This window comes from Halobacteriovorax sp. BALOs_7 (assembly GCF_003612895.1).
GTDB lineage: Bacteria > Bdellovibrionota > Bacteriovoracia > Bacteriovoracales > Bacteriovoracaceae > Halobacteriovorax_A > Halobacteriovorax_A vibrionivorans.
Map to the genome: position 1 here is coordinate 2,759,852 of NZ_CP027772.1, position 23,902 is coordinate 2,783,753.

Here is a 23,902-nt window from a genome sequence, read left to right on the forward strand (position 1 = left end):
TTAATTTATCAATATATTCACTTGTGATTATATTCCTTTTTACTGGGTGTTCAGATCCCTTAAAAGGCCGCATCGATATTAACTCAATCACTGAGTACGATAAAGTTCCACCTGAAATTGACTTTGTTACCACTGCCGGCCCGATGAACGGTAATAATGATTTTACACTAAACTACACACTAACTGATGATAACTCTGGTGTAGCAAGTGCCAAGATTCTCTACACACCAGATTTTAATACAACTAATTATTCTGAAGTTACAACTGTTACAGGTAGTAGCAATCAAATAAAATTCTGTGTTCCTAATAAGAATCACCCTGCCCCTGCTTTTAAAATCATTGCTAGAGATGAAGCAGGTAACGTCTTTGAAAAAGAGCTCGGAACTAGTGGACCAAACTTTTCAATTAACTTAGATACTGACCCAACTATCCCAAACTTAACTTCATCTCTAGGTACACTGACAAAAGATCAGCCTACAACCTTAAATATTGATAGTTGCTCACTGAATGCCTGTTCAGGTGATGCTGTCTATTTTGAGCCTCCAACTCAAACAAAGTATGTCTTTGCCAATACGACAGGAACCACTCCTAGTGTCGGTGATGCTTGGGTAAGCTGTGAAACCGCTCTCTCAAGTGGTTATTTACAAAACAACTTTCCAAGTGAAGGACTTAATACTTACTATCTATGGACAAAAACAGAAGATGTAGATGCAGATAGTGTTACTCCATTGAATTTTATTTCAAGTGCTAACACAACAATAGATATTACATACGATAATACTGCTCCTATTGATAACACTGGAACTGGTTTTACTTTTGATAATGATGTTGAAATTGTTGGTGATAATATCCCTGTTCAATGGAGCCTTTTTACTGATCAACAAGTCGTCGATCATCGCATTGAATTATATACTGATAATACCTGTAACCCATTAAATCTCTATAATAGCTATACGACTTCTAGTGCCGCAATAACCGATAATACGAATGTTGATGGCCTTGTGGATGGACAATACTGGGCAAAGGTCATAGCAATCGATCATGTGGGACTTGAAGGCTCATCCTCTTGTTCACTCGATAGTGTTTTTGTCGATGCAACTGCACCTGTTGATAATGGAGCGGACTTACAATTTATCGACACATTAGATAATGACGGTGATGATCTTTCTATTTCATGGACAGCATTCAGTGACTTAACACTTACAAATCATCGTATTGAAATCTTTAGTGACTCAACATGTTCAACATCAGTAGGTACATTTCTTACTGGAAGTAGTACTAATTCTGACAGTGCTGCTGTGGACGGATTAAATACAGGAGACTACTGGGCAACTGTTACAGCAATTGATGGAATAGGAAGTGAAACAACTTCAAACTGTTCTACAGATACCATAAGAGTCGACAAAGACTCACCTATTGATAATGGAGCAGATTTACAATTTAGTGCAGCTACTGATATTGATGGAAATAGTATTGCTGTTACTTGGACAGCATTTTCAGACCCAGATGGTCTTGTCGACCACAAACTTTATACATACACAAATAATACTTGTACGCTTGGTGAAACTGATCATGGAGCAACTTCAAGTGGTACAAATTCCAATGCCACAAATATTACTTCTCTTTCCGATGGCCAATACTGGGCAATTGTTGAAGCATTTGACCCAGGTTCAAATAGTACTAAGTCTGCATGTTCAACAGATTCAATTATAGTTGATTCAACTCCACCACTAGATAACACGGCCAGTGTCCAATTTAGTGCAACACATGAAAATACAGGAAATAATATTGCTGTTTCATGGACAGCTTTTACAGACTTAACTCTAAGTGATCATCGACTTTATACCTACACTGATTCAAGTTGTACTTTAGGCATGGTTGATCACGGGTTAACAGGCTCAACGACGACTTCATCTAGCATCATAACTGGACTGGCCGAAGGTACATATTACGCTAGAGTAAGAGCTTATGATGCCATGGGCTTTGATACTCTATCAGCATGTTCTACAGATTCAATCGTAATTGATAAAACAGCTCCTGTTGACAATACTGCTGATGTTCAATTTACAAACGATTACAATAATACCGGTGACAACGTTAATGTGTCTTGGACAGACTTTTCTGATACATATTTAAGTGATCACAGAATTTATACTTACACAGACTCTGCATGTACTTTAAATGAAGTCGATCACGGCCTAACTGGTAGTGCAACGAGCACCAATGCTGCAATCATTGATGGATTAAGCGATGGTACTTACTACATAAAAGTAGTTGCCTATGATTTAGCTGGTAATGAAACAACAAGTGCTTGTTCTACTGATGCAATTACCATTGATACAACCGCCCCTACTGACAACACAGCAAACCTCATCTTTGCAGATACTCATGATATTGATGGTAATGATCTAAATGTATCATGGACCGCATTTACAGACACAAATGGAATAGCTGATTATCAAGTTCTAACTTACACAAACTCTTCTTGTACATTAGGTACAGTAACTCATCCTTATATAGGAAGTAACGCTTTAACTGATTCAACTTCTATTGATGGCCTTGCCGACGGAACTTATTTTGCAAGAGTTCGCGCAATAGATAGCGCAGGAAATACAACATTATCAGCTTGTTCAACTGACTCGATCATTGTTGACTCAACACCGCCGCAAGATAACACAGCAAATATCCAATTTACTCTTGCTCATGAAAATACTGGAAATAATATTGCCGTTACTTGGACTGCGTTCTCTGATTTAACATTAAGTGATCATGAAGTTTATACATATACCGACTCATCTTGTTCTCTAGGTGAAGTTAATCACGGACTAACAAGCTCCACAGCAGCATCTGCAAATAATATAACAGGGCTTGCCGAAGGTATTTACTACGCAAGAGTTAGGGCCCATGATCTCATGGGATTTGATACATTATCTGCTTGTTCTACTGACTCTATCGTAATCGATAAGACGCCACCAACTGACAACACGGCCAATATCCAATTTACAAATGACTACAACAATACAGGAAATAACATAGATCTTACTTGGACGGGTTTCACTGACACTTATTTAAGTGATCATCGTATTTTAACTTATACAGATGCTGCTTGTAGCTTAAATGAAGTAGACCATGGACTAACAGGAAATACGACAGTTGCTAATAATACGATTGTTGATGGACTTACAGATGGTGTTTATTATGCAAAGATTGTTGCAATTGACCTTGCAGGAAATACGACAGAATCAGCTTGTTCAACAGATACAATTACAATTGACCTTATTAATCCAACAGATAATACGGCCGATCTTCAATTTGCTGATCTCTATGATAATGATGGAAATGATATTAGTGTAAGCTGGACAGCCTTTACTGACCTCAATAGTATTGCTGACCATCAAATCTATACGTATACAGATGCAGCTTGTACTTTAAATGAAACAATACATCCATTAACAGGAAGTGGCACTAACTCTGATGCCGTAACAATTGATGGACTCACAGATAATATCTATTATGCAAAAGTATTAGCTTTTGATAGCGCAGGTAATTCAACTCTTTCTGCTTGTTCTACAGACTCAATTGAAGTCGATACAACTCCTCCGACAATTGGTGCAAGAGAAGTTGTGGGAACAGTTGTTACAGGACAACCCCTTGGTCTTTTCAACTTAAGTGATTGTAACGATGTAACTCATGTGAAAATCACAAAAGGACTTGGAGCTCCACCACTTGCCGCAGACTCAGGTTGGCAAACTTGCGATACTGTAAATTATTCGATGACATTTGATGATCTCGATGTTGGAGCAAATAATCTTCAATTTTGGATTAAAGACGTTGCAGAAAATGTGCAACCTTCATTTATTGCCCATCAAGTTTTCTTTACACCACCACAATTAACGGTAGAAAATGGGCCAACAATTAATACAACTATTGCAGATATTTCCATTGATTACTGTACAGAAGCTGGAATAACTGAGGTTATTTTCAAAGACGTTGACGGACAACCTGCTGCGAGTGATCCTGATTGGCAAACTTGTACAACAGCGATTGGTGGACTTAAATCTTATACACTTACTCCAGGTGATCATACACTAAAAGTATATCTTAAATATGAAGACACAAGCATCTCTCTAAATGCTATTGATCTGCCTCTTCGATATGATCCTGTCATCAACTGGGTTGAGTCTCCAGTAATAAACAGACCTCATGTTTCATTTACTTTTGAAGCATGTGATGGGATTAGTGAAATTTTAATTAATCAAGGAACACAACCAGCACCAGGTGATCCACAATGGCAAACTTGTTCAACATCGGCCGGGGCCATTACACATACACTAACAAGTGATGGAGAACAAACTCTAAACTTCTGGTATAAAGATTTAAGTAGTAATGTTCTAACAGGTTACTCTCAAGTTAACGTAAACTTTGTACCGCCTAGTGCTTACTTAGCAAATGGAACTGATCTTGACACAAATACAGCTGCTATATCAATTGATAGCTGTACTGATATTTCAAAAGTATATGTGAAGCTCGATGATACAATGGAGCTTCCACCTTCAGTCGCAGACTTTACAACTGGCGATGGCCAAGACTGTACGACTGCGATGAATGCTATCACTTCACCAATAATTCCAGCAGAAGGGATACACACACTTGATGTATGGTTCTACTTTAATGATGGATATACGTTAGATCCGTGGCATGAAAGACTTACTGTTCGTTATACTGCTGTTGATTCAACACCACCTCCAGTTTCTGGAGGAGATGGAGCAGCTGTACCTTTGGCAATGACATTAAACAATGGAGATGCTAGCTCTCCGCCAATTTTATTAGATAATGCATCTCGTGCTATTTTTACTTTAAACACTTGTGAACCAAACCCTCCAGTTGCAATGACAGGGACAGTAGATATAACGGCATCGACAACTAGTGTAACTGGTACGGGAACGCTTTTCACAAGTGAGATCAGCGTTGGAGACTATATAAATATTGGAAGTGAGGTATTAAAAGTCGCTTCAATAACTAATGATACATCATTAGAACTAGTTTTCCCTCACACTGCGGGAGCAACTGGTCAAAGTATTACAAAAGAATACCCTGATGATGTGATTACAGACATGATCGTAACAAAGAGCTCAACGGCCCCTGATGCAGACAGTCCAGACTGGCTAACATGCTCTAATTCAGCAGAGCTTTTAAAATCAGCTTCACTTACTCCAGATGGAGTATATACATTATATGCATGGTTTAAAGATGCTAGTGGAAATGTTTCGACAACCTCTCTCACTCAAGATGTTGAAGTTCAAGCAAATGGGGATTTAACTCCACCACCAAGGCCTGAAATTATAGTGGAAGGAGCACCTGAAGTTGCGAGTGCACCTGTTGGAATGACTGTAGTTGACTGTACAGATGTCGATCAAATTTATCTGAAGCCATCTGAATACCCTTCTCCATACGTTGCACCAGATAAGGATCAGTCAGGTTGGCAAGACTGTAGTGAAGCAGTTGGTGCACTGACATATCACGTTGACCTTATTGGATCTTATACAATATCAGCATGGTTTAAGGATGCTGCGGGTAATATAAATTCAACTCCAAGGGATGTATCATTCATCTTTAACCCAACTCAGGGAGCTTACCCAGACGCTATAGCATATTGGACAATGGATAACGTTCACAAAAAAGAAGGTCGTATTATCGACGCTCTAGGTGATAACCATCTTGTCTATTGGAATAATGGCAGCGTAACAAGTACGGCCGGTAGAAGTGATGAAGCAGTTTCGCTAAGTGGTACCAACAGTTATCTATTAACAAAAAATACACCTATTCTAAAACCGACGACCGCTGTTTCTGTCTCAATGTGGGCAAACCTAACAAGTGGTGACACTGGAAACAAGGTTATCATGGGAAATATAGAAGAAGGTGTTGGTGGATATGGATTCAAATTAAATGGAGGAGACCTGCGTTTCTATGCTAGTGGACAATCGGTCTCAATTGCTACTTCTTCGTACACAACAGGTTGGCATCACATTGCTGGTACTTCTGATGGACGATTTATCAATATTTATATTGATGGACAACTACAGGCAACGACAGATTTAGGCTCTCCAGCAAATCTCCAATATGGATGTCCTACAATTCTTGCAGTTGGTACGGATGTTAATTGTACTGATCAGCCGACTATAACAAGTAATTTCGATGGACAATTAGATGAACTAGCAATTTGGAATAAGTATTTATCTGAACAAAATATTTTAAATCTTTATATTGATACATTCAACCAATTTAAGGTTAGTCAACATTCCACTAAGCCAGCAGATATAGCTTCTGCTTCTTTCTATGGTGAGACATTACAAAACACAAAATTAACTATTGATACTTGTGGAGATAATAAATTCATCTATATCGATGAAACGACTCACCCACCAACAGTAGATACACCACGTTGGCAACTATGTCGTGAAGTTATTGGTGCAGCAATTAACAAGAACCTAACACAAGGTCCTCATGAATTAAAAGTGTGGGGTAAAGATGAATACAATAATATCACTAATGCTTTTTACTATGTAGATACAGTTGTAACATCAACAAATCATTATGAACCAAGTATCCTACATTATACTATGGATAATGATCATATTGATGGATCACTAGTTCAAGAGATCAGATCTGGTTACCATGCAACAAATAATGGTGCGACACCAAGTGTATCTGGAGTCCAAAATGAAGCTTATCAATTTGTAAAAGCAAGTAATACCTACTTAGAGACTAAACATGCCGCACTTTCTCAAGTCGCAGATGAAGTAACCATTTCGATCTGGGCCCAACTGACTGCTAATGATAATCGTCAGCAGGTGCTGGCCGGAAATAGAATCTCTTCTCATGGTTACTCAATTGAAATTGACAACAGTACAAGCGAATTGAAATTCTTTGTAGAAACTAGTGGTGGAACAAGATCAGTTGCAATTGCAACCTCGGCCTACACAACAGGATTTCATAATATCGTTGGTGTCTATGATGGACAAAACACAAATCTATATATTGACGGTATACAAGTTGCAAGTGTTGACCACGGAAGTGTCCTACCTATTCAATACACTTGTCTAGGTTCATTTGTAATTGGTGCAGGAGCAACATGTAATAATGGTGCTGCTCTTGGTACGCATTTTGATAATAAAATCGATGAAGTATTAGTTTGGGACTACTCATTAACTTCAGCAGCTATTACTGAATTATTTGAAGGACAAGATACTGTTCCTCCACTTTCAGTACCAGTTACTCCACGTGATAATCTTTACACAATTGGAATTCCTGTCGCAAGACTCAACGTAGATAACTGTAGCGATATTGCTAAGGTCTATGTAGCACTCGATGATACCAAGCCAACTGGTGAAATTGCTAATTGGCAAACATGTTCAACAACAGATGACCTAATTAAATCGAGCTTATTAGAAATTGGTGCAAATGATCTACGTGTATGGTTTATGGATGAGTCTGGAAATGTTTCTGACACTTCAACTGATTTAACAATCACATATAACTTTGATGCAACCATACCTACTCCTGACTCTTACTACACACTAGACCGAGCAAATCGTGATGGAAGCGTGATCTATGACGTAACAAGTGCTCATCATGGAGAAAACTATGGGCCAATAGAGTCAACGGGTGTTGCCGATGAAGCAATGAATTTCAACGGCACGAGTGATTATATTGAAGTTTTAAACGATGTATCATTTGAGCCAGCTTCTGAAGTAACACTATCAACGTGGTTTAATGTGGATTCTTTCCCAACTTCAAGACAAGTAATTGCAGGTAACTACAACAACGGCGGTTACGAGATTGCTCTTGATAACGGTGTTGTAGAATTTAAGGTTCAAGCCTTAGGTAGCCCTCAAGTTGCTACCTACTCAACGACATCATTAACTCCAGGAGATTGGACTCACGTTACGGGTGTTTGGAATAATGGAACGATTAGACTATTTATTAATGGAATAGAAGAAGTTAATACTGTTATTGCGGGAAGTGCTGATATTGATTATGCACAAAGCAATTCATTCTTAATTGGAGCATCACCTACAACATCAACAGGCCCATCGGGTAATTACTTTGATGGTAGTATCGATGAAGTTTCTTTTTATCGAGCTGCTTTAAGTGATACCGTTATAAATGAATTATACGAGAGACAATCTAAAGGAGATAAAGCGTATTACGATGTTACTCCTCCATCAATTCCAGTAAACCTGAATATCATTTACTACAACTCATTAGTATCAAGAGCAAACCTAACAGTCACAGACTGTACTGGACTTGATTATATTATTGTTACAAAGAACGAATTCCCTCCGGACAAAAATGATGAGGACTGGCAACTTTGTAATACTTTAACAGGTGGTCTACTTTCAAAAAGACTAGATCCAACTGACAATTATGCAAAGTTTTGGACAAAAGATATTTACGGAAATATTTCAAAAACTTTTGAGTATGTTCCAATTATTACAAAATACGATAAACCTATTGCAAGACCAGTTGTTCACTGGACTTTTGATGAAGCCCACTACAACAGTACCTCAAACGAAGCCTTAGATCGCATCAGTGGCCTAAAGCTTAAAAATGAAGGTTATGAATTAGAGTATGTTGATTTTGATAATGATACATGTCCTCGAACAATGGTACACAATCCAGCATTAGCACCTGTAACAATCGATTCTGATGGTGTTCTAAATAAATCAATGCTTTTTGGCGATGACCGATTCTTGCGCGTTAAGTCTCCTCAGAACTCAAAGCTTAAGCCAAGTGACACACTCTCTGTTGCAGCATGGGTTTACTTAACTGGTGATGGTGTACACTCTGATGACCATATCATCTCAAATGAGTTCAATGGCAAAGGTTGGTCAATAAAAGTTGATGCGGCCAACAAGGATGACAAAGGGCTTCGATTTACTGTTCATACAGCAGATGGGCTCTTAGAACCATATCTTGAAACAAAGAACTACACAACAGGATGGCACTTAGTAATTGGTACTTATGATGGACAGAAGGCCAGTCTTTATTTTGATGGTATTTTTGTCAAGTCCTTCTCTAATGCTTCACCATCGCCAATCGTCTACGAGACAGGTGTAAACACTTTCGTTGGGGCAAAAGCATCTACTGGAGATGAGCCAACAAATGGTAAATCACATTACTATGCGCGCTCTGGTTTAAATTGTAACTTATACAATATCGAAGATAGTAACTTTGCAAATAAAATAGATGAAGTCATTATTTGGGATCAAGTTCTAACAGGGCTAGAGGCGTCTTCTTTATATCATAATGGTGCAGATATTCTTTACGAGACTGATGTAACGGAACCACCGAACCCTACTTTAACACTAGAAAATACTAGACCAGATTTATTCTCTAATAAAGCATATTTCACCGTTAACGATTGTACAGATATTTCAGGAGTTCTAGTTAATGAAGGGACAAGACCTGACAAGCAAGATGATCGCTGGGAAGTATGTCGAGAAAGACGTGGTTCATTTGGATTAGAAGAGCTAACAGAAGGTGGTCACACTATAACGACATGGTTTAAAGATCTAGCTGGTAATGTAACAAGCTCTTCTTCTGACCTAGTTGTAAATTATACTCCAATTGCAACAGTTCCATATTCAAATGCTTACTGGCCAATCGAAAGTGTTGCAAGCGTTGATAGAACTGTCATTGATATTATTGAACATGGTGTACACGACCTTATCGAAGTCAACGTAGATGCTGCCGACAACCCGACAGCAACTTATACCACAGGAAAAGTAGGAGAAGCATTATCTCTTACAGGTAGCCAGTCTTATCTAACAACTCAAGATACTGTCTTATTAACACCAGTTAATTTCTTATCTGTTGGTGGATGGTTCTATCTTACACAATCTGATAGTACAAACCGTGTCTATATTGACCGCCATGTCTATTCAACAGCAACAAACAGAGGTGGTTATAAACTCTATCAAAGCGGTGGGAACATACGATTCACACTCGAGCTAGACATTGCAGGAACAATTAATTTAGCGAGTTCAATGGCCGGTGTTACAACAGGATGGAATCATGTAATCGGTATTTTTGATGACCAGGAAGTTAAGTTGTATTTAAATGGCGTCGAAATTGCTACTTCAGGTGTACTACCTGAAAGAGATTTCGTTCGCTACGATGTTCCAACTGATTTTAGAATTGGTGCAGAATCTAATCAGAATAATCTTGCGACAAACTTTTTAAATGAGAAAGTCGATGAAATTGCTGTTTGGGGATATGACTTATCACCAACAGAAGTAGCAACTGCACATACAAAAGGACAGTCATCGACAAGACAAGTTGAGACGATGAATGCACCTTCAAATGTTGATAACGCTTATATATATTTCGATAGTCATTTCGGCCCTTACGCCAAGATGACAATTTTAAATTGTACAAATACTCCTTGGGTATATATTACTTATCAAGGAGCACCACCACCGGCCGATGACAGCGATGACTGGCATCGTTGTGTAACTAACCCTGGTGCTATATTATCTGAAAAGCTTCCAACTGGAACAACTTATGTTGATGTGTATGCAAAGAATGCACTTGGTGATATTTCGACTTTAGCTGGTACAAAAGAAATTGATCCGATTCCAACATATTCAGACTACGATCTAGTAAAGCCTATTTATCATGCATCTTTTGATAATGGCACGATTAACGGTTCAACACTTACTGATCATACCTCACAAGTATCAGCTCAGCTAAATGGAAGCCCAACAATCTCAACAAGTAGTAACGGTAACGAAGTAATATTCGATGGTACTGATGATTATATAGATATTGCTAATAATTTTAGATTTGAAAATCTGTATAACTTTACATTAATGACATGGTTGCATTTAGATAGTACTGATACAGCTACTAGACAAATTATTACAAAGAAAAACTCAAAAGATGACATACGTGTTTATCTTGATAGTGGCGATATTGTTTTTGAAGTAAATATCGTTCAACCATCTGGCTATACTAGAAGTGTTCCTTATGGAATTATTAGATATCCTCTAGAGCTGATTCAAACCGGAATGCATCAACTGGCAGTAAAATACGATGGACAAGAATTATCTTTATATATTGATGCTAATCTTGTTGCTCAAGCAGATCCTGGCTATCAAAACTGGTCAACTACGACGATACGTAAAGTTGACTTTGATTTTGTAAGTGGTTTCTATCTAGGAGACAATACACAAGCAGAAAACTTCCAAGGTGCTCTTGATGACTTCATGGTATTCAATCAGACTCTAACTGATGAAGAGATTTTCTACCATTATAAGAGATATGTAGATGAAGTTTATCCAAATGATTCAACAGCTCCTACAACAACACCAACACTTTCTGTTGTTAACTCGACGTTTGGAACAAATTGGCCAACAGATAATCCAAATCCAGTTTATTCAATAAATGACTGTAATGATATCACTGGTGTCTATATCACTGTTGATGCTCAACCAGGGCCAACAAATACATCAAGTGGATGGCAACAATGTAGTACAAAAGATGGCGCAATCGATTCACCGACACTCACTCCAGGTGTACATACAGTATACTTTTGGTTTAGAGATGCAAGAGGAAATATAAGCTCTCCTCAAAGTATCGTTGTAGAATACACAGACCCACCTCTTCCTCAGCCAATTGCTTATTGGACGCTCGATCAAAATACAAAAATCGGTAGTATTTTCTACGACTCATCAAACGCTATCAACATCAATAATTTTGGTGCTCAAAATATAGCCTCTGCAAAAGTTGGAAATGGATTAAGTTTTGATGGTGAACGTCAATATTTAAAAACTGATTACGATCCACAACTAAAAGTTACAGATGAATTCACTATCGGTTTTTGGATGGATCACAATATTCCAACGGATGAAGGAAGTGGTGATCGTTTCTTCAGTATGACTGGTGCACAACCAGGTGGTATGGAGATGTATCTAATATGCGATGAACCATCATGTGCAACTAGTAATAAATTTGTTGATTTCAAAGTTAATATCGGTAATAGAAATTATGTACTTGATCTACCTGTTTCACAATTCCCTTCATCTTGGGTGTATGTTCTATACACATATGATGGACGCTATCTAAGATATTATGAAAACGGAACACTCAAAAGAGAGAAAGACTTAAATGATTTTGAAAGTGTAACTTATGATGCTGTTGAAGAAGTTCCTTTTGTTATGGCCGCAAAAGCAGGAGCAGATGAACAAATATCTAAACATTCAAATATGAATATTGATGACGTTGCAATCTGGAGTAAGGCTCTAAATCAATCTCAAATTACAAATCTCTATAGTAATTATGCAAATAATAATACGAGAAACTATGATCCACTAAGACCGATTGTAACTCCGGCAAATACAAGAGCTTCTATTTATAACCCAGGTTATAAATCATTTGGTTCAAGACTTCGTCTGACAATGAATGATTGTACAGATACCGATATGATCTTGGTATCTGACTCAACAGTACAGCCAAGTGATACAGATGAAAATTGGCAAGTGTGTAACACAATAGCAGGTGGTATATTAAGCTCGCCTCTACCAACTGGATCGGTAACGCCAAGGGTTTGGGCAAGATCATTTACTGGTGAAGTTTCCGCAGCTTCTGGAACTGCAAATGATCAAACATATACAATGCCAACCTATGTTTCTGACATACCTAGGCCAAGTGTTCACTGGTCACTGGATTCAGCAGCATCTGGCGCCTATGGACATCCTCAAGTTTATGATAACTTTGGTACTGCACATGGATCACTTGATGCCACAACACCACCTGAATCAACTGCAACGAGTGGAGACAATGCTGTAATCGAAGAAGGGTTCAGCTTTAATGGTATCGATGAATTTATTAAGATAAAACCAGATGCAAATACAAACCCAATGTATACAACATCAATATCGGCATGGGCCCATCTCGTAAAAGGTGAAACAAAGCATCGTCACATCGCTGGTAATATTCAAAAAGCAACACTCACAGATGGATCAGGGATTGGACTTAGAGTTAAAAATGGTAATTTACAATTTTATGTGACGGCAAGATCCCCTGGAACAACAGGAAGCATTCAAACTCTAACTGTAGATTTTGATACTAGTATCTACAATACAGGCCTTCACCATATAGTAGGAACATTTAACAAACAAAAACTAGAGCTATATCTTGATGGTGTAAAAGTAGCCGAGAAATACGCTCAGCTCTTTGATGGAAATTATATTGAAGTTGTTAATGATGATTTCAGTTATTGGAATATTGGTGCAGAAACAGGATATCTACAAACAGCTGAAGTAAACTCTTTCTTTAAAGGCGTTATTGATGATGTCATGATTTGGCACAATGTTTTATCAGAAGAAGAAGTATACTATCTATACGAATATGGATCAGACCTTCTTCCTACGACACTAGCTGATGGTATTGCTCCAACTGACCCAGGAATAGAGCTCACAGATAATCTTACTACGACGTCTTCACCATGGAGTCATTTTACGATGCCAACATGTACTGGAGCAAACGGCATTCTCATTAATGCAATCTATGTTAATTCCAGTTCAGATGCACCACCAAGTAAAGACGATATTGGCTGGCAGTATTGTACCCGTGATGAAGGATATGTAATTTCCCATCTACTTGAAAGAGGTGATAACGATATTACTGTCTACTTTAGAGATGAAGAAGGGGATATATCTGGATCAACATCATTTAATGTTACCTATATTCCACCAGACTTAATTCATCCACTGGCATATTATACGTTTAACACTGAAGATTCTATTAGTGCTGACCACTTTAGAGATTTAGCAGGAAACCTACATATTGTAGCCTCAAGTGATATACCTAAAGTTTCATCTTCAATCGGTGGGAATGCAGTTGAGTCAACTCTCTCATCAGAGACAATTAGTAATACTTTTACTTTTGAATACGATATGGAAAGAGACTTTACGATCTCTATGTGGCACTTACCACAAGCAACATCTGAATATAAACTTTTAGAGTATGGGCAGCTACGAATTTCGAGAACATCACTAAATCAAATTCAAATTCACATACCTGATATCGGAACATTTACAACAAATCAATCACTGATACCTGCGCAGTGGACACATTTAACTTTTAGAAGAGAAAACAACTCACTAAAAATATATTTTAATGGAAAACTAATTTCATCTTTTTATACTAAGACAAATAATCTCAAACTTCACAACAGTGGGAAACTATCATTACTAGAAACGAGAGGTCGACTAGATGAAGTCGTTATCTATGACTCACCTCTTACAGAAGATCAAATTGCTTACTTATTCTTCAAGGGAAGTAATCAAGAAAAGCTAGAACTATATCCTTTAAACTATGTTGAACCTGCCGTTCCTGACTTTTACTGGAACTTTAATAACACACAACTTACTTCAAATAGCTTAAGTGGGGTAACAAATTCAGAATCTCTAAATGTGAAAAATGCAGTTACGACAGGGAGTGTTGATGCTATTGAAGGTGAGGCTTTCCAATTCACTCGTTATGAAGATATTTTAGCAGGCGATGATATAAATACCGTTGGCGCAAGACAATTCTTACGATCGGAATCTGTTGCACCAATTGACTTCACTTCAGAGTTCACATTATCAATGTGGATCAAGCAACCGAATGCAGATAGCGCAAATATTTTCACTGATGATAAGAGTGTTATTATTGATCAATGGGGATCAGAGTTTGAAGAGAGAGTTTTTAGACTAGAATATAAACACACTTCTACTGGTTCAGGAAAGTATATACTCTATCTAAGAAATGGTTATGAAACGGATATTACCAAACAAGCTATTAAAGTTGAAACAACATCTTTTAGTGGAATTAATGGCTGGCACCATCTTGCGATTAAAAGAGATGTAAGAAAGCTTGCTATCTTTATTAATGGCCGTGAATACGGTGCCGCTTTAATTGGAACAGCTGCTCAAATTGTTAACAACAATCTTACAACACCTTTAAGAATTGGTGAGTCAGGTCTAAGCGGGCTTGACCTTATGGCAGAAGATGTCTCAGTTGCAGCTGGAACAAATACTATCACTGGTATTGGTTCTGATTTTGAGAATAAATTCTATAATTATATCCATGGAAGTGTTGATATCATTTCAAATACTACAGTTGTCACAGGTACAGGTACTCGCTTCACTCAAGACTTAACGGTTGGAGAAAGTGTACTCATTGCAGGAGAAGTTCATACTATTGCAAGCATTACAGATAATACGACATTTATACTCGATGCAAATCATGTTTCAGGAACCTCTGGTGAGAATGTTAGAAAGGTTATCCCAGGAACAGTATCAAGTACGACAGGATCAAATATTATTACAGGAGTTGGAACAAACTTTACTTCGGCCCAATTCCCAAATAACTCATATATCACTTTTGGTAACGAGATTGGTCAAGTCGCTTCAGTTGATGGCCCAACACAAATTACTCTAGTCAATAATGCTATCTCTACACAAACAGGAGTGTACGCTGAAAGTACAAGTGACCTAAAGCGACTTAAATTAGGCGCTGAGATTTTCGATTCTTACTATGTTAATGATGCAACAACAATTACATTAGGATCAAATCACATAGCTGGTGTTTCAAATGTAAATATGTGGAGAACTTATAATAATACTCATAGTGATGAATATGGATTTGACGGTAGTATTGATGAACTTGCTGTATGGTACGATGCTCTCGACTTCAACCAAATTTATAAATTATATCAGAAAGGATTGGCCAATGAGCCTATTTCAGCGGCACCTACAATAGCATTTAATGGTGTTGGTAATACAACAAATGATTCAACAGTTTCAATCACGCTCAATGACTGCCAAGACTATACTCATGTTTGGGTAGGAACAAGCCTCGACAGTGATCCGCTTGATGGAACTCCAGGCTGGGTAGCATGTACCGATGTAGCAGGTGGACTAACTTCACCTACTCTTACTTCGGATTCACTAAACACTGTTAAGATATGGTTTAAAACGGGATCTGTTGTTAGTTCATATACATCAAGTTTTGATATTACACATGTAACTGGTGATCTCACTCCTCCAGCAATTCCAGCAATTACACTTGAAACAGCATCACCAACGAATCTTTCTTATGCTCGATTTACGATTGGCTCATGTAGTGACATCGCTGGTGTTCTAATAAATTTAACAGGCATTACTCCAAGTGCAATTAATCCAAATTGGAAGAATTGCTCTACGATAAACTCTGCACTTCACTCACCAATTCTTGAAAGTGGAGCAAATACAATAAGTGTATATTTTAAGGATGAAGCAGGAAATGTAACAACAAGCTCTGATTTTGCACTGACATACAATCCAGTAATGATTGCAAAGCCTGGCTTATATTTGAACTACAATAACGAAAACCTAAATAACAATATTATTCTTGAAGAAATAAATGATGATGTATTCAGTCCTTCAGTTGTTCTATCTTTAGAAAGTAGTTATATCGAAGGAGAAACGATAGAGTTTAACGGTACAAGATACCTTGAGGATGTATCAAATACTTTTAATATCACGTCAAACTTTACAATCTCAAATTGGATAAACATCGCAAAACCGACATCTTTCAGTGTCATTAATGATAAATGGAATAGTACAATTACAGAACAGTCATATCGTAAATTAATCGATAGCAATGGCCGTCTATGCCTAGAGTATCAAACAGTCAACAGTACCCAAGTTTGGAATAATGATTCATACAAGAAGATCTGTTCAACTGGTAAGATAGAATTTGGTAATTGGAACCATGTCGCTATCACGAGATCAGGTACGAATGTAAACTTCTACATTAACTCAGTAAACGTTGGAAATGAGACCATTGATAATGGCGATCTTGTGAACTCACCTATTCCACTTCGAATTGGTGCAAGTCAGCGTGAAACAAATGGCGTTGGTATTGTTGGTGGTATAGATGAGACAGCAATGTGGAATCAAGAGTTATCTGCTTTAGATATAGAGACTCTTTATGGACGTGGAATGTCTCAAATGCCAATTTTATATACTTCGCAACCTCAAGCAACACCACTTGAAGATATTTTCTGGGGATTTGAGTCTGCAAATTACTCAGCTCCAAACCTAAGTGCAGCAATTGGCTCTAAGGACTTAATCAATGTTCCATCTTCAACGCCAAGCTCAGCAACATATAATCCGTCTGCACAGATAGGAGAAGCATTCGACTATGCTAATGAGAACTATTTCGAAACTATTGATCATGAAATTAATCTAGGTACTGACTTTACAATTTCAACTTGGATCAACCTCGTTGATGACTCAGACGATGAAGGAACAATTCTCAACAAGTGGAATGAAGCCGATGTAGATGAACAAGAATTTAGATTATATACAGATAATCAATATATTAAGTTCTCATATCATGCGACGACAACAGCTACCGACACCTTCCCAATGCTCGGCTTTGACACAATAACATCAAATGGGCAGATACCACTTACAACGTGGACAAATATTGTCATAACAAGACGTGGAAATGTTATCCGTATGTATATTAATGGTGAGCTAGAAAGTTACAAGGTTATTGGGCCAGAAGCAATGAAGAACATTACAACTGTACCACTAAGAGTTGGTGGTGTTGAAGATGGCGGTATTAACTTCTTCACTGGTACAATCGATAATACGAGTATTTGGAAAAAGCCTTTAACTAAAGAAATGATAAAGTATGTTTATCAACAAGGACAAGCGAATCTTGAGAATCCAACCACAACTCAAGTAAGCCTTGCTAACCCAAGTAATACCATTGTTGACCCAATTGCTTATATGACAATATCAGACTGTAATGGAAATACTAAATACCTAATCCAAGATTCATCTCTAGGTGCTCCAGCAGCTGGTGCATTAACAAATGATTGTACTAGTGAGCTAAGAGGAATCTTCTCTACAGATGTCCCAGCAACAAGTGACACACTCCATATCTACTTAGGAGATGGTACTTCAACTGTTGAAGGTCCATATCCAGTTAATGTCATCTATGCCCCATAATCCAGAAGCGTTAGCGCCCGAAATGAACGCAGGTTGAACCGTAGGTTCAAGTCCTTTCGTCTTTAATCGTAAATTTAGGCAAAAAAAAAGCCTCCGATACGGAAGCTGTCACCAGACCTCCCATCCGGGTCGGTCGGCGTTGTTCGTCGTCATTTTTCCATCCTGGAAAATGCCGCCTCCAAAAAGATGGTGCCCAGACCGCCTGCGGGAAAAGGTGCCCGATGGCACGTTTTCGTGCAGAGTGGAACATAGGATCGTTTAAACAAGTAATACGATTAATTATTTTTACAAAGTTGGGACCTAAAGAAGAAAAAAGGCAAAAAAAAAGCCTCCGATACGGAAGCTATCACCAGACCTCCCATCCGGGTCGGTCGGCGTTGTTCGTCGTCATTTTTCCATCCTGGAAAATGCCGCCTCCAAAAAGATGGTGCCCAGAAGACTGACCTGCGGCAAAATGCGAAGCATTTTGAAGCTGAGTCTGCCAAGAGAATGAGGAAGCGTTAGCGCCCGAAATGAACGCAGGTTGAACCGTAGGTTCAAGTCCTTTCGTCTTTAATCGTAAATTTAGGCAAAAAAAAGCCTCCGATACGGAAGCAAAAAGATGGTGCCCAGAAGAGGACTTGAACCTCCACGCCAAAGGCACTAGATCCTAAGTCTAGCGTGTCTACCAATTTCACCATCTGGGCACATATTCGGTTTTAAAAAACTTTCATTGGTAAGGCGTGAGAATATTTATAAAGGGTTTGTAATAATTTGGCAAGAAAAAATTATGCTGCTGATTTATTTTTCTTATCGAGCTTCATCTCTAACTCTTTGATTTTATTTAAAAGGATTTTATTTTCTTGAGAGAGCTTATGATTATCGCGTTTATAATTAGCAACTTCAGTATCTGCTTTAGATTTAAGCTGTTTTTGTTTATCTAGCATCTTCTCAAGATGACTAAGCTTCTTATCGTTAGTTCCTTTACTAGCAGCTGCTTTCTTAGCTTTTTCAAGGTTTTGAATTTGAGATTGGGCAAACTTAAGTCTTTGCTTATATTTTTTAACTTCATTCTGGGCCTCTTTTAGCTTCTCAGCAGGATTTTCACCCTTGGCCCCAGCTTCATCTTCATTATATTTCTTTAATTCTTTTTCTAAACTTTCAACTTTAACTAGCTCTTCTTTGTACTTAAGCTGAAGGTTGGCCAACTGCTTCTTTTCACTCGCAGCAAGCTGCTGTGCCTCATCAACCTTTCGACTCATAACTTCTATCGAGTCATTTTTAATCTCTAATTCTTTTGTCAGTTGATCCACTTTTGATTCTAAGTCTTGAATCCAGCGATCTTCTCCATTGAGATCTTTTGCACTCTTAACTTCCATCTTTCCTGTATCTGCTTTTTGTTCATCTGCTTTTACAACAAAGACATCATCTTTCTCATCAAAGTCTTCATCACCTTTAATAACAAGGACATCATCTTTAGAACTTTCGGCCGCTTCATCGTGAGACTTAACAACAGTAAAATCTTCAGTTGTCTCTTCTTTAGGTGTGTTATCTTTGACTACTTGGATATCAGATTTCTCTTCAGGCTTACTTCCTGAAACTACTTGGAGCTCTTCTTTGTGATGTTGCGTAGTTCCCGATATTACCTTTTTCTCTTCTTCTTTATTTCCATTCTCTAAAGCTTCAGCTTTAGTTTTATCCAGTTCATCCTTCATCTGGGTGAATAGACTACTCATTCGGGCCACTTTAGACTTCATTTGAACTGTTTCAGAACTTCTTACAAATTCTTCTATATTTTGCCCTTTAACTCTAATAAGCTCTTCAGCGATATTTCCCTCAGCATTATCTTTTACTGTAGTGAAATCTTCATCGAGAACATCATATTTACCATTAACATACTCTTTTACGTTTTCAACATATTCATCATATGAGTTAACAGCTGACTTATCTAAAACTTCGTCCGCAATTTCATTCTTAAGCTTTTCTCCGTCAAGAGGCCAGCTTTCAGGCTTTACCAGGTCTTTAAAAGTATTTCGATCAATACTATTAAAGAATTTTTCATTGAATTTTTTTGCATCATCAAATGACTCTTTAACTGTAGAAGTAATGGCCTCTTTGAGATCGACATTAGTGTCACTAAGAACACTTTTCTTTATAAATTCTATTTCATCATCTTTTAAAATTTTTAAGATTGCTTTATCAGGGAATGCATCAAGATCATCGAGGAAATTCTCTTCACTAGCTTCTCGATTCTTCATGAATTCTACAATATCTTTTAAAGTCTTTACTGTAACTTTCTTAACGATAGGATCATGATAATTCTTATGATCAATAATACTTTCTTCATCTGAAATATCAACTGTTGCAACTGAATCACGTTTTATTTCATTAGACTTAGTGAATACAAAACAAGCTTGATAACTTCTTTGTTTCTCAACAGTAAAGCAAATTTGAAGCTGTCCCTTCTTATCATTTCTTTTTAAGCCAAAGAATGAACATTTGTCCGACATAAATGAACTAATTTTTTCAATTAAATTATCATCAATATAAACTGAAAAGGCATTAATATAGAAAAGCGCTTCATTGTCACTTAATAGTAGATCAATCTCAACAGGACAAGCCTGCTTGACTAGGACTAATTCACTTAAGGTAGATTGAAGCATATTTGTATAATTTTCTACTTCAAAAGACTTTTCATGTAGCTTCAAATTTATAAGGTCTGAATAATATCCAATACTAAAACAAGACGTGATTTTATATTGCTTTGCCGATTGAAAGCTTTTTAGCACTCTTTGTTTTGGAGTGTGCATAACACCAAAGAATTGCTCAATTTCTAAAATGACATTTTCTTTTGCATTAATTATTGCCTCAGGACTTATAGAAGCTCGCTTTGTGCTTACATCATTACTTACAAATAAGACTTTTGCCTGTGCATCGACAGTTGTGCTGAATTCGTTTGTTATAACGTTAAGCTTATCCGCTAATTCATCAACAGTTCCAACTTTGATCAAATTTATATCTTCAGAAACCACTTCTTTAAGTTTATTGAAAACATCATCAGTTAAGAATGTGTGAATATCGATTTGAAAGCTCATCGCGAGCTCTCCTGAGTCATAATTTCATCAATATAACGATATTCTTTAACTGTTTTTAGAATGGACTTGAAAATACTCTCCAGATCACTTGCATTAAATTCTAAATCCAATTTAAATACTTTGTGATGTACTTGAGACCAAATTGAACTAATATCATCTGATAGGCCGTAATCTAGCTCAAAGAACCTTGATGATAGTCCTTTTAAATATTCTTGGTGAACTATATTTTTATCAGAACGACTGTATTCATCAACGATATGATCATAACGAGAAACATAAGAATAGTAGGTTAAGATAATTGTATTATAAACTTCTTTTAAAAAATTGAAGTCACAATAGCCACTAACTAAGGCCATATAAATAACAATACTGGCCGAAACTTGTGCTTTCTTTAATGTCATTGCATTAGTTCTAATAAACTCATCTTCGATATCTTTTTCATCGATTACCAGATCATTGAAAACTTCATAGCAGATAAATAAGAAATCTAAAGTAGAGCTCTTTTGCTCACCTTTTAAAACGCGATAGAAGTCCACAAGAACGAGGTTTCGATAACGCATTTTTACATCTTCAAGATTTGTAGATTTTAATTCATTGAAATGATCGATAACTTGAGAGACTCTTTCTTCATCAATTAAAACTTCTTGGATAAATTGGTCATTAGTTGATGATAATTTTTCAATTAATTCAAGATTAGCAAACTCTCCAGCGTGACCAATACAAAGCCTACGGCCACTAGGTCGACACCAGAATAACTCGCCTCTTAACAAAGGTGAGTCTTTTATATGAATTGAGGTTTGTTTGATTTCTCTCATTACATCCAAGTCACTAAAATAAAAGGCCCAAAGATGGGCCTCTTAACAATAATTATCGGATATATTCGCGAAAATCTTAGGTAATTTTAACCGAGTAAATAACTACGCTTTACCCTTTAGTTTTGGATCTAGAGAGTCTCTTAAAGCGTCCCCTAGAAGGTTCAGAGCAAGTACTAGAACGAACATTGCAACTGTTGCAGCAGTTAATTGCCACCAAACTCCACGAGCTAGTTCAAGCTTAGAATCATCAATCATTGTTCCCCAAGAAGGTTGACCTTGAACACCAAGACCTAAATAAGAAAGGATTACTTCTGACTTAATAGCTTGTTGAAATCTCAGAGAGAATTGAATGATTACGATGTGAAAGATATTTGGAAGGATGTGCTTAAACATTCTTCTTGTATTTCCAGCACCAAGTGCCGCAGCTGCTTGAACGTATTCTCTTTCTTTGTGTCTCATAACTTCACCACGAACAAGTCGGCAAAGTCCAACCCAAGAAGTGATACCTAGAGCTAAGAAAAGTGAAGAAGTTCCTTTTCCAAGAACCATCGTCACAGCAAAAAGAAGCATGATATATGGAATTGATGCCATTGATGTATAAAACCAAACGATAAATTCATCGACTTTTCCACCAAAGTAACCGGCCGTAAGACCTAGTGTTACACCAATCACAGTTGAGATAGTAGCAGTAGAGAAACCAATACCAATGGCCATCTCTGCACCTTTTAAAGTTTTATAAACAACACTTCGACCAAAAATATCAGTACCAAATAGAGCGTCCAATGAAGGAGCTGAATATGAAGCACCGATTTCTTTTGACCATTCACCTGCAATAACTCCAAAGAAAGTTAATACGGCAAGAAGTACGTATCCACCAATAACGATCATACTAAAAACTGCAGCTTTATCTCTTCTAAGCTCAGTCCAAGCATGTCCCCATAATGATTTTGATTCACTTGAATGATTTACTGACATGACAACTCCTACTTTAACCTTACTCTTGGATCAACAACTGTATAAAGAATATCTGTAATAACTGTGAAGATGATATAACCCATAGCAGATAAAATCGTCATCGCCTTAATAACTGGGAAGTCATTATCAAAAACAGCTTTTACAGTTAGACCACCAAGCCCTGGAATTGAGAAGAAACTCTCAAGAAGCAGGGTTCCTAAAATAAGGAAAGGAATTTGAATAATTACATATGTGATAATTGGAATTAATGAGTTCTTTAAAACGTGTTTTAAAAGAACAGCTTTCTCGCTTAGACCTTTGGCACGTGCTGTACGTACATAGTCCTGGTAAATATCATCAAGAATTACTGTTCTAAAGTAACGAAGATCTGGACCTAAGTTAAGAACAACCATAATGATAACTGGTAAAATAATATATGGTACAAAGTACGGGAATCCGTGCTCATAACCGGAAATTTCAAACCAACCCATTTCATACGCAAAGAACTTTTGAAAGAAAAGAATATACGCAAGAGATGGAATACTCATTAACGATACACTGATAATAACAAGTGCGCGGTCAATGGCCTTTCCTCTAAAGAATGAAACAACAATAGCAAGAAGTATTGATAGTGTTGTTGAAATTAAGAAAGCAGGAAGAGTTAATGTTAATGAAGGAATAGCACCTTCCTTAATCATTTCAATAATCTGTTGCTTTGTTGCCCATGAACGACCAAAGTCGAAAGTAAAAGCAGACTTAACGATATCTAAGTACTGTTCTACTAATGGACGATCAAGTCCAAGTTCATGTCTTACTTCAGCAATTTGTTTTGCTGATGCGTGCTTACCTAATAAAAGTTGTGCTGGATCGTATCCAGATAAGTTAAAGATAGCGAAGATAATTAAACACACACCTAGAATAATAGGGATCGTGTAAAGTAGTCTTCTTATAATGTATGACCAAGTATTCACAAAAACAGCTCCTTAGCTCTAACAGCATTCATATT

General features: G+C 37.3%; 5 protein-coding genes and 1 tRNA gene. 1 reads left to right on the forward strand and 5 read right to left on the reverse strand.

Annotated features, from left to right (window positions below; translation table 11 throughout):
• Positions 1–23 precede the first annotated feature (23 nt).
• The gene (locus BALOs_RS13150; protein WP_120405427.1) at positions 24–18,053 is read left to right on the forward strand and encodes a LamG domain-containing protein; all 18,030 of its coding nucleotides are present in this window, start codon (positions 24–26) and stop codon (positions 18,051–18,053) included.
• Between the two features lie 602 nt (positions 18,054–18,655).
• Here the strand turns inward: BALOs_RS13150 and BALOs_RS13160 are convergent.
• From BALOs_RS13160 to BALOs_RS13180, 5 genes are all read right to left on the reverse strand, one after another.
• Positions 18,656–18,739, reverse strand: a tRNA-Leu gene (locus BALOs_RS13160).
• A gap of 81 nt (positions 18,740–18,820) precedes the next feature.
• Positions 18,821–21,127, reverse strand: coding sequence for a hypothetical protein (locus BALOs_RS13165; RefSeq protein WP_120405429.1), 2,307 nt, complete (start codon positions 21,125–21,127; stop codon positions 18,821–18,823).
• The gene (locus tag BALOs_RS13170; protein WP_120405430.1) at positions 21,124–21,942 is read right to left on the reverse strand and encodes a hypothetical protein; all 819 of its coding nucleotides are present in this window, start codon (positions 21,940–21,942) and stop codon (positions 21,124–21,126) included. Before BALOs_RS13170 ends, BALOs_RS13165 begins: the two co-directional genes overlap by 4 nt.
• A gap of 102 nt (positions 21,943–22,044) precedes the next feature.
• Positions 22,045–22,917, reverse strand: coding sequence for an ABC transporter permease (locus BALOs_RS13175; RefSeq protein WP_120405431.1), 873 nt, complete (start codon positions 22,915–22,917; stop codon positions 22,045–22,047).
• Positions 22,918–22,925: 8 nt separating this feature from the next.
• Complete coding sequence (locus BALOs_RS13180; RefSeq protein ID WP_114705667.1) at positions 22,926–23,867, reverse strand: ABC transporter permease; 942 nt, start codon at positions 23,865–23,867, stop codon at positions 22,926–22,928.
• Between the last annotated feature and the right edge of the window lie 35 nt (positions 23,868–23,902).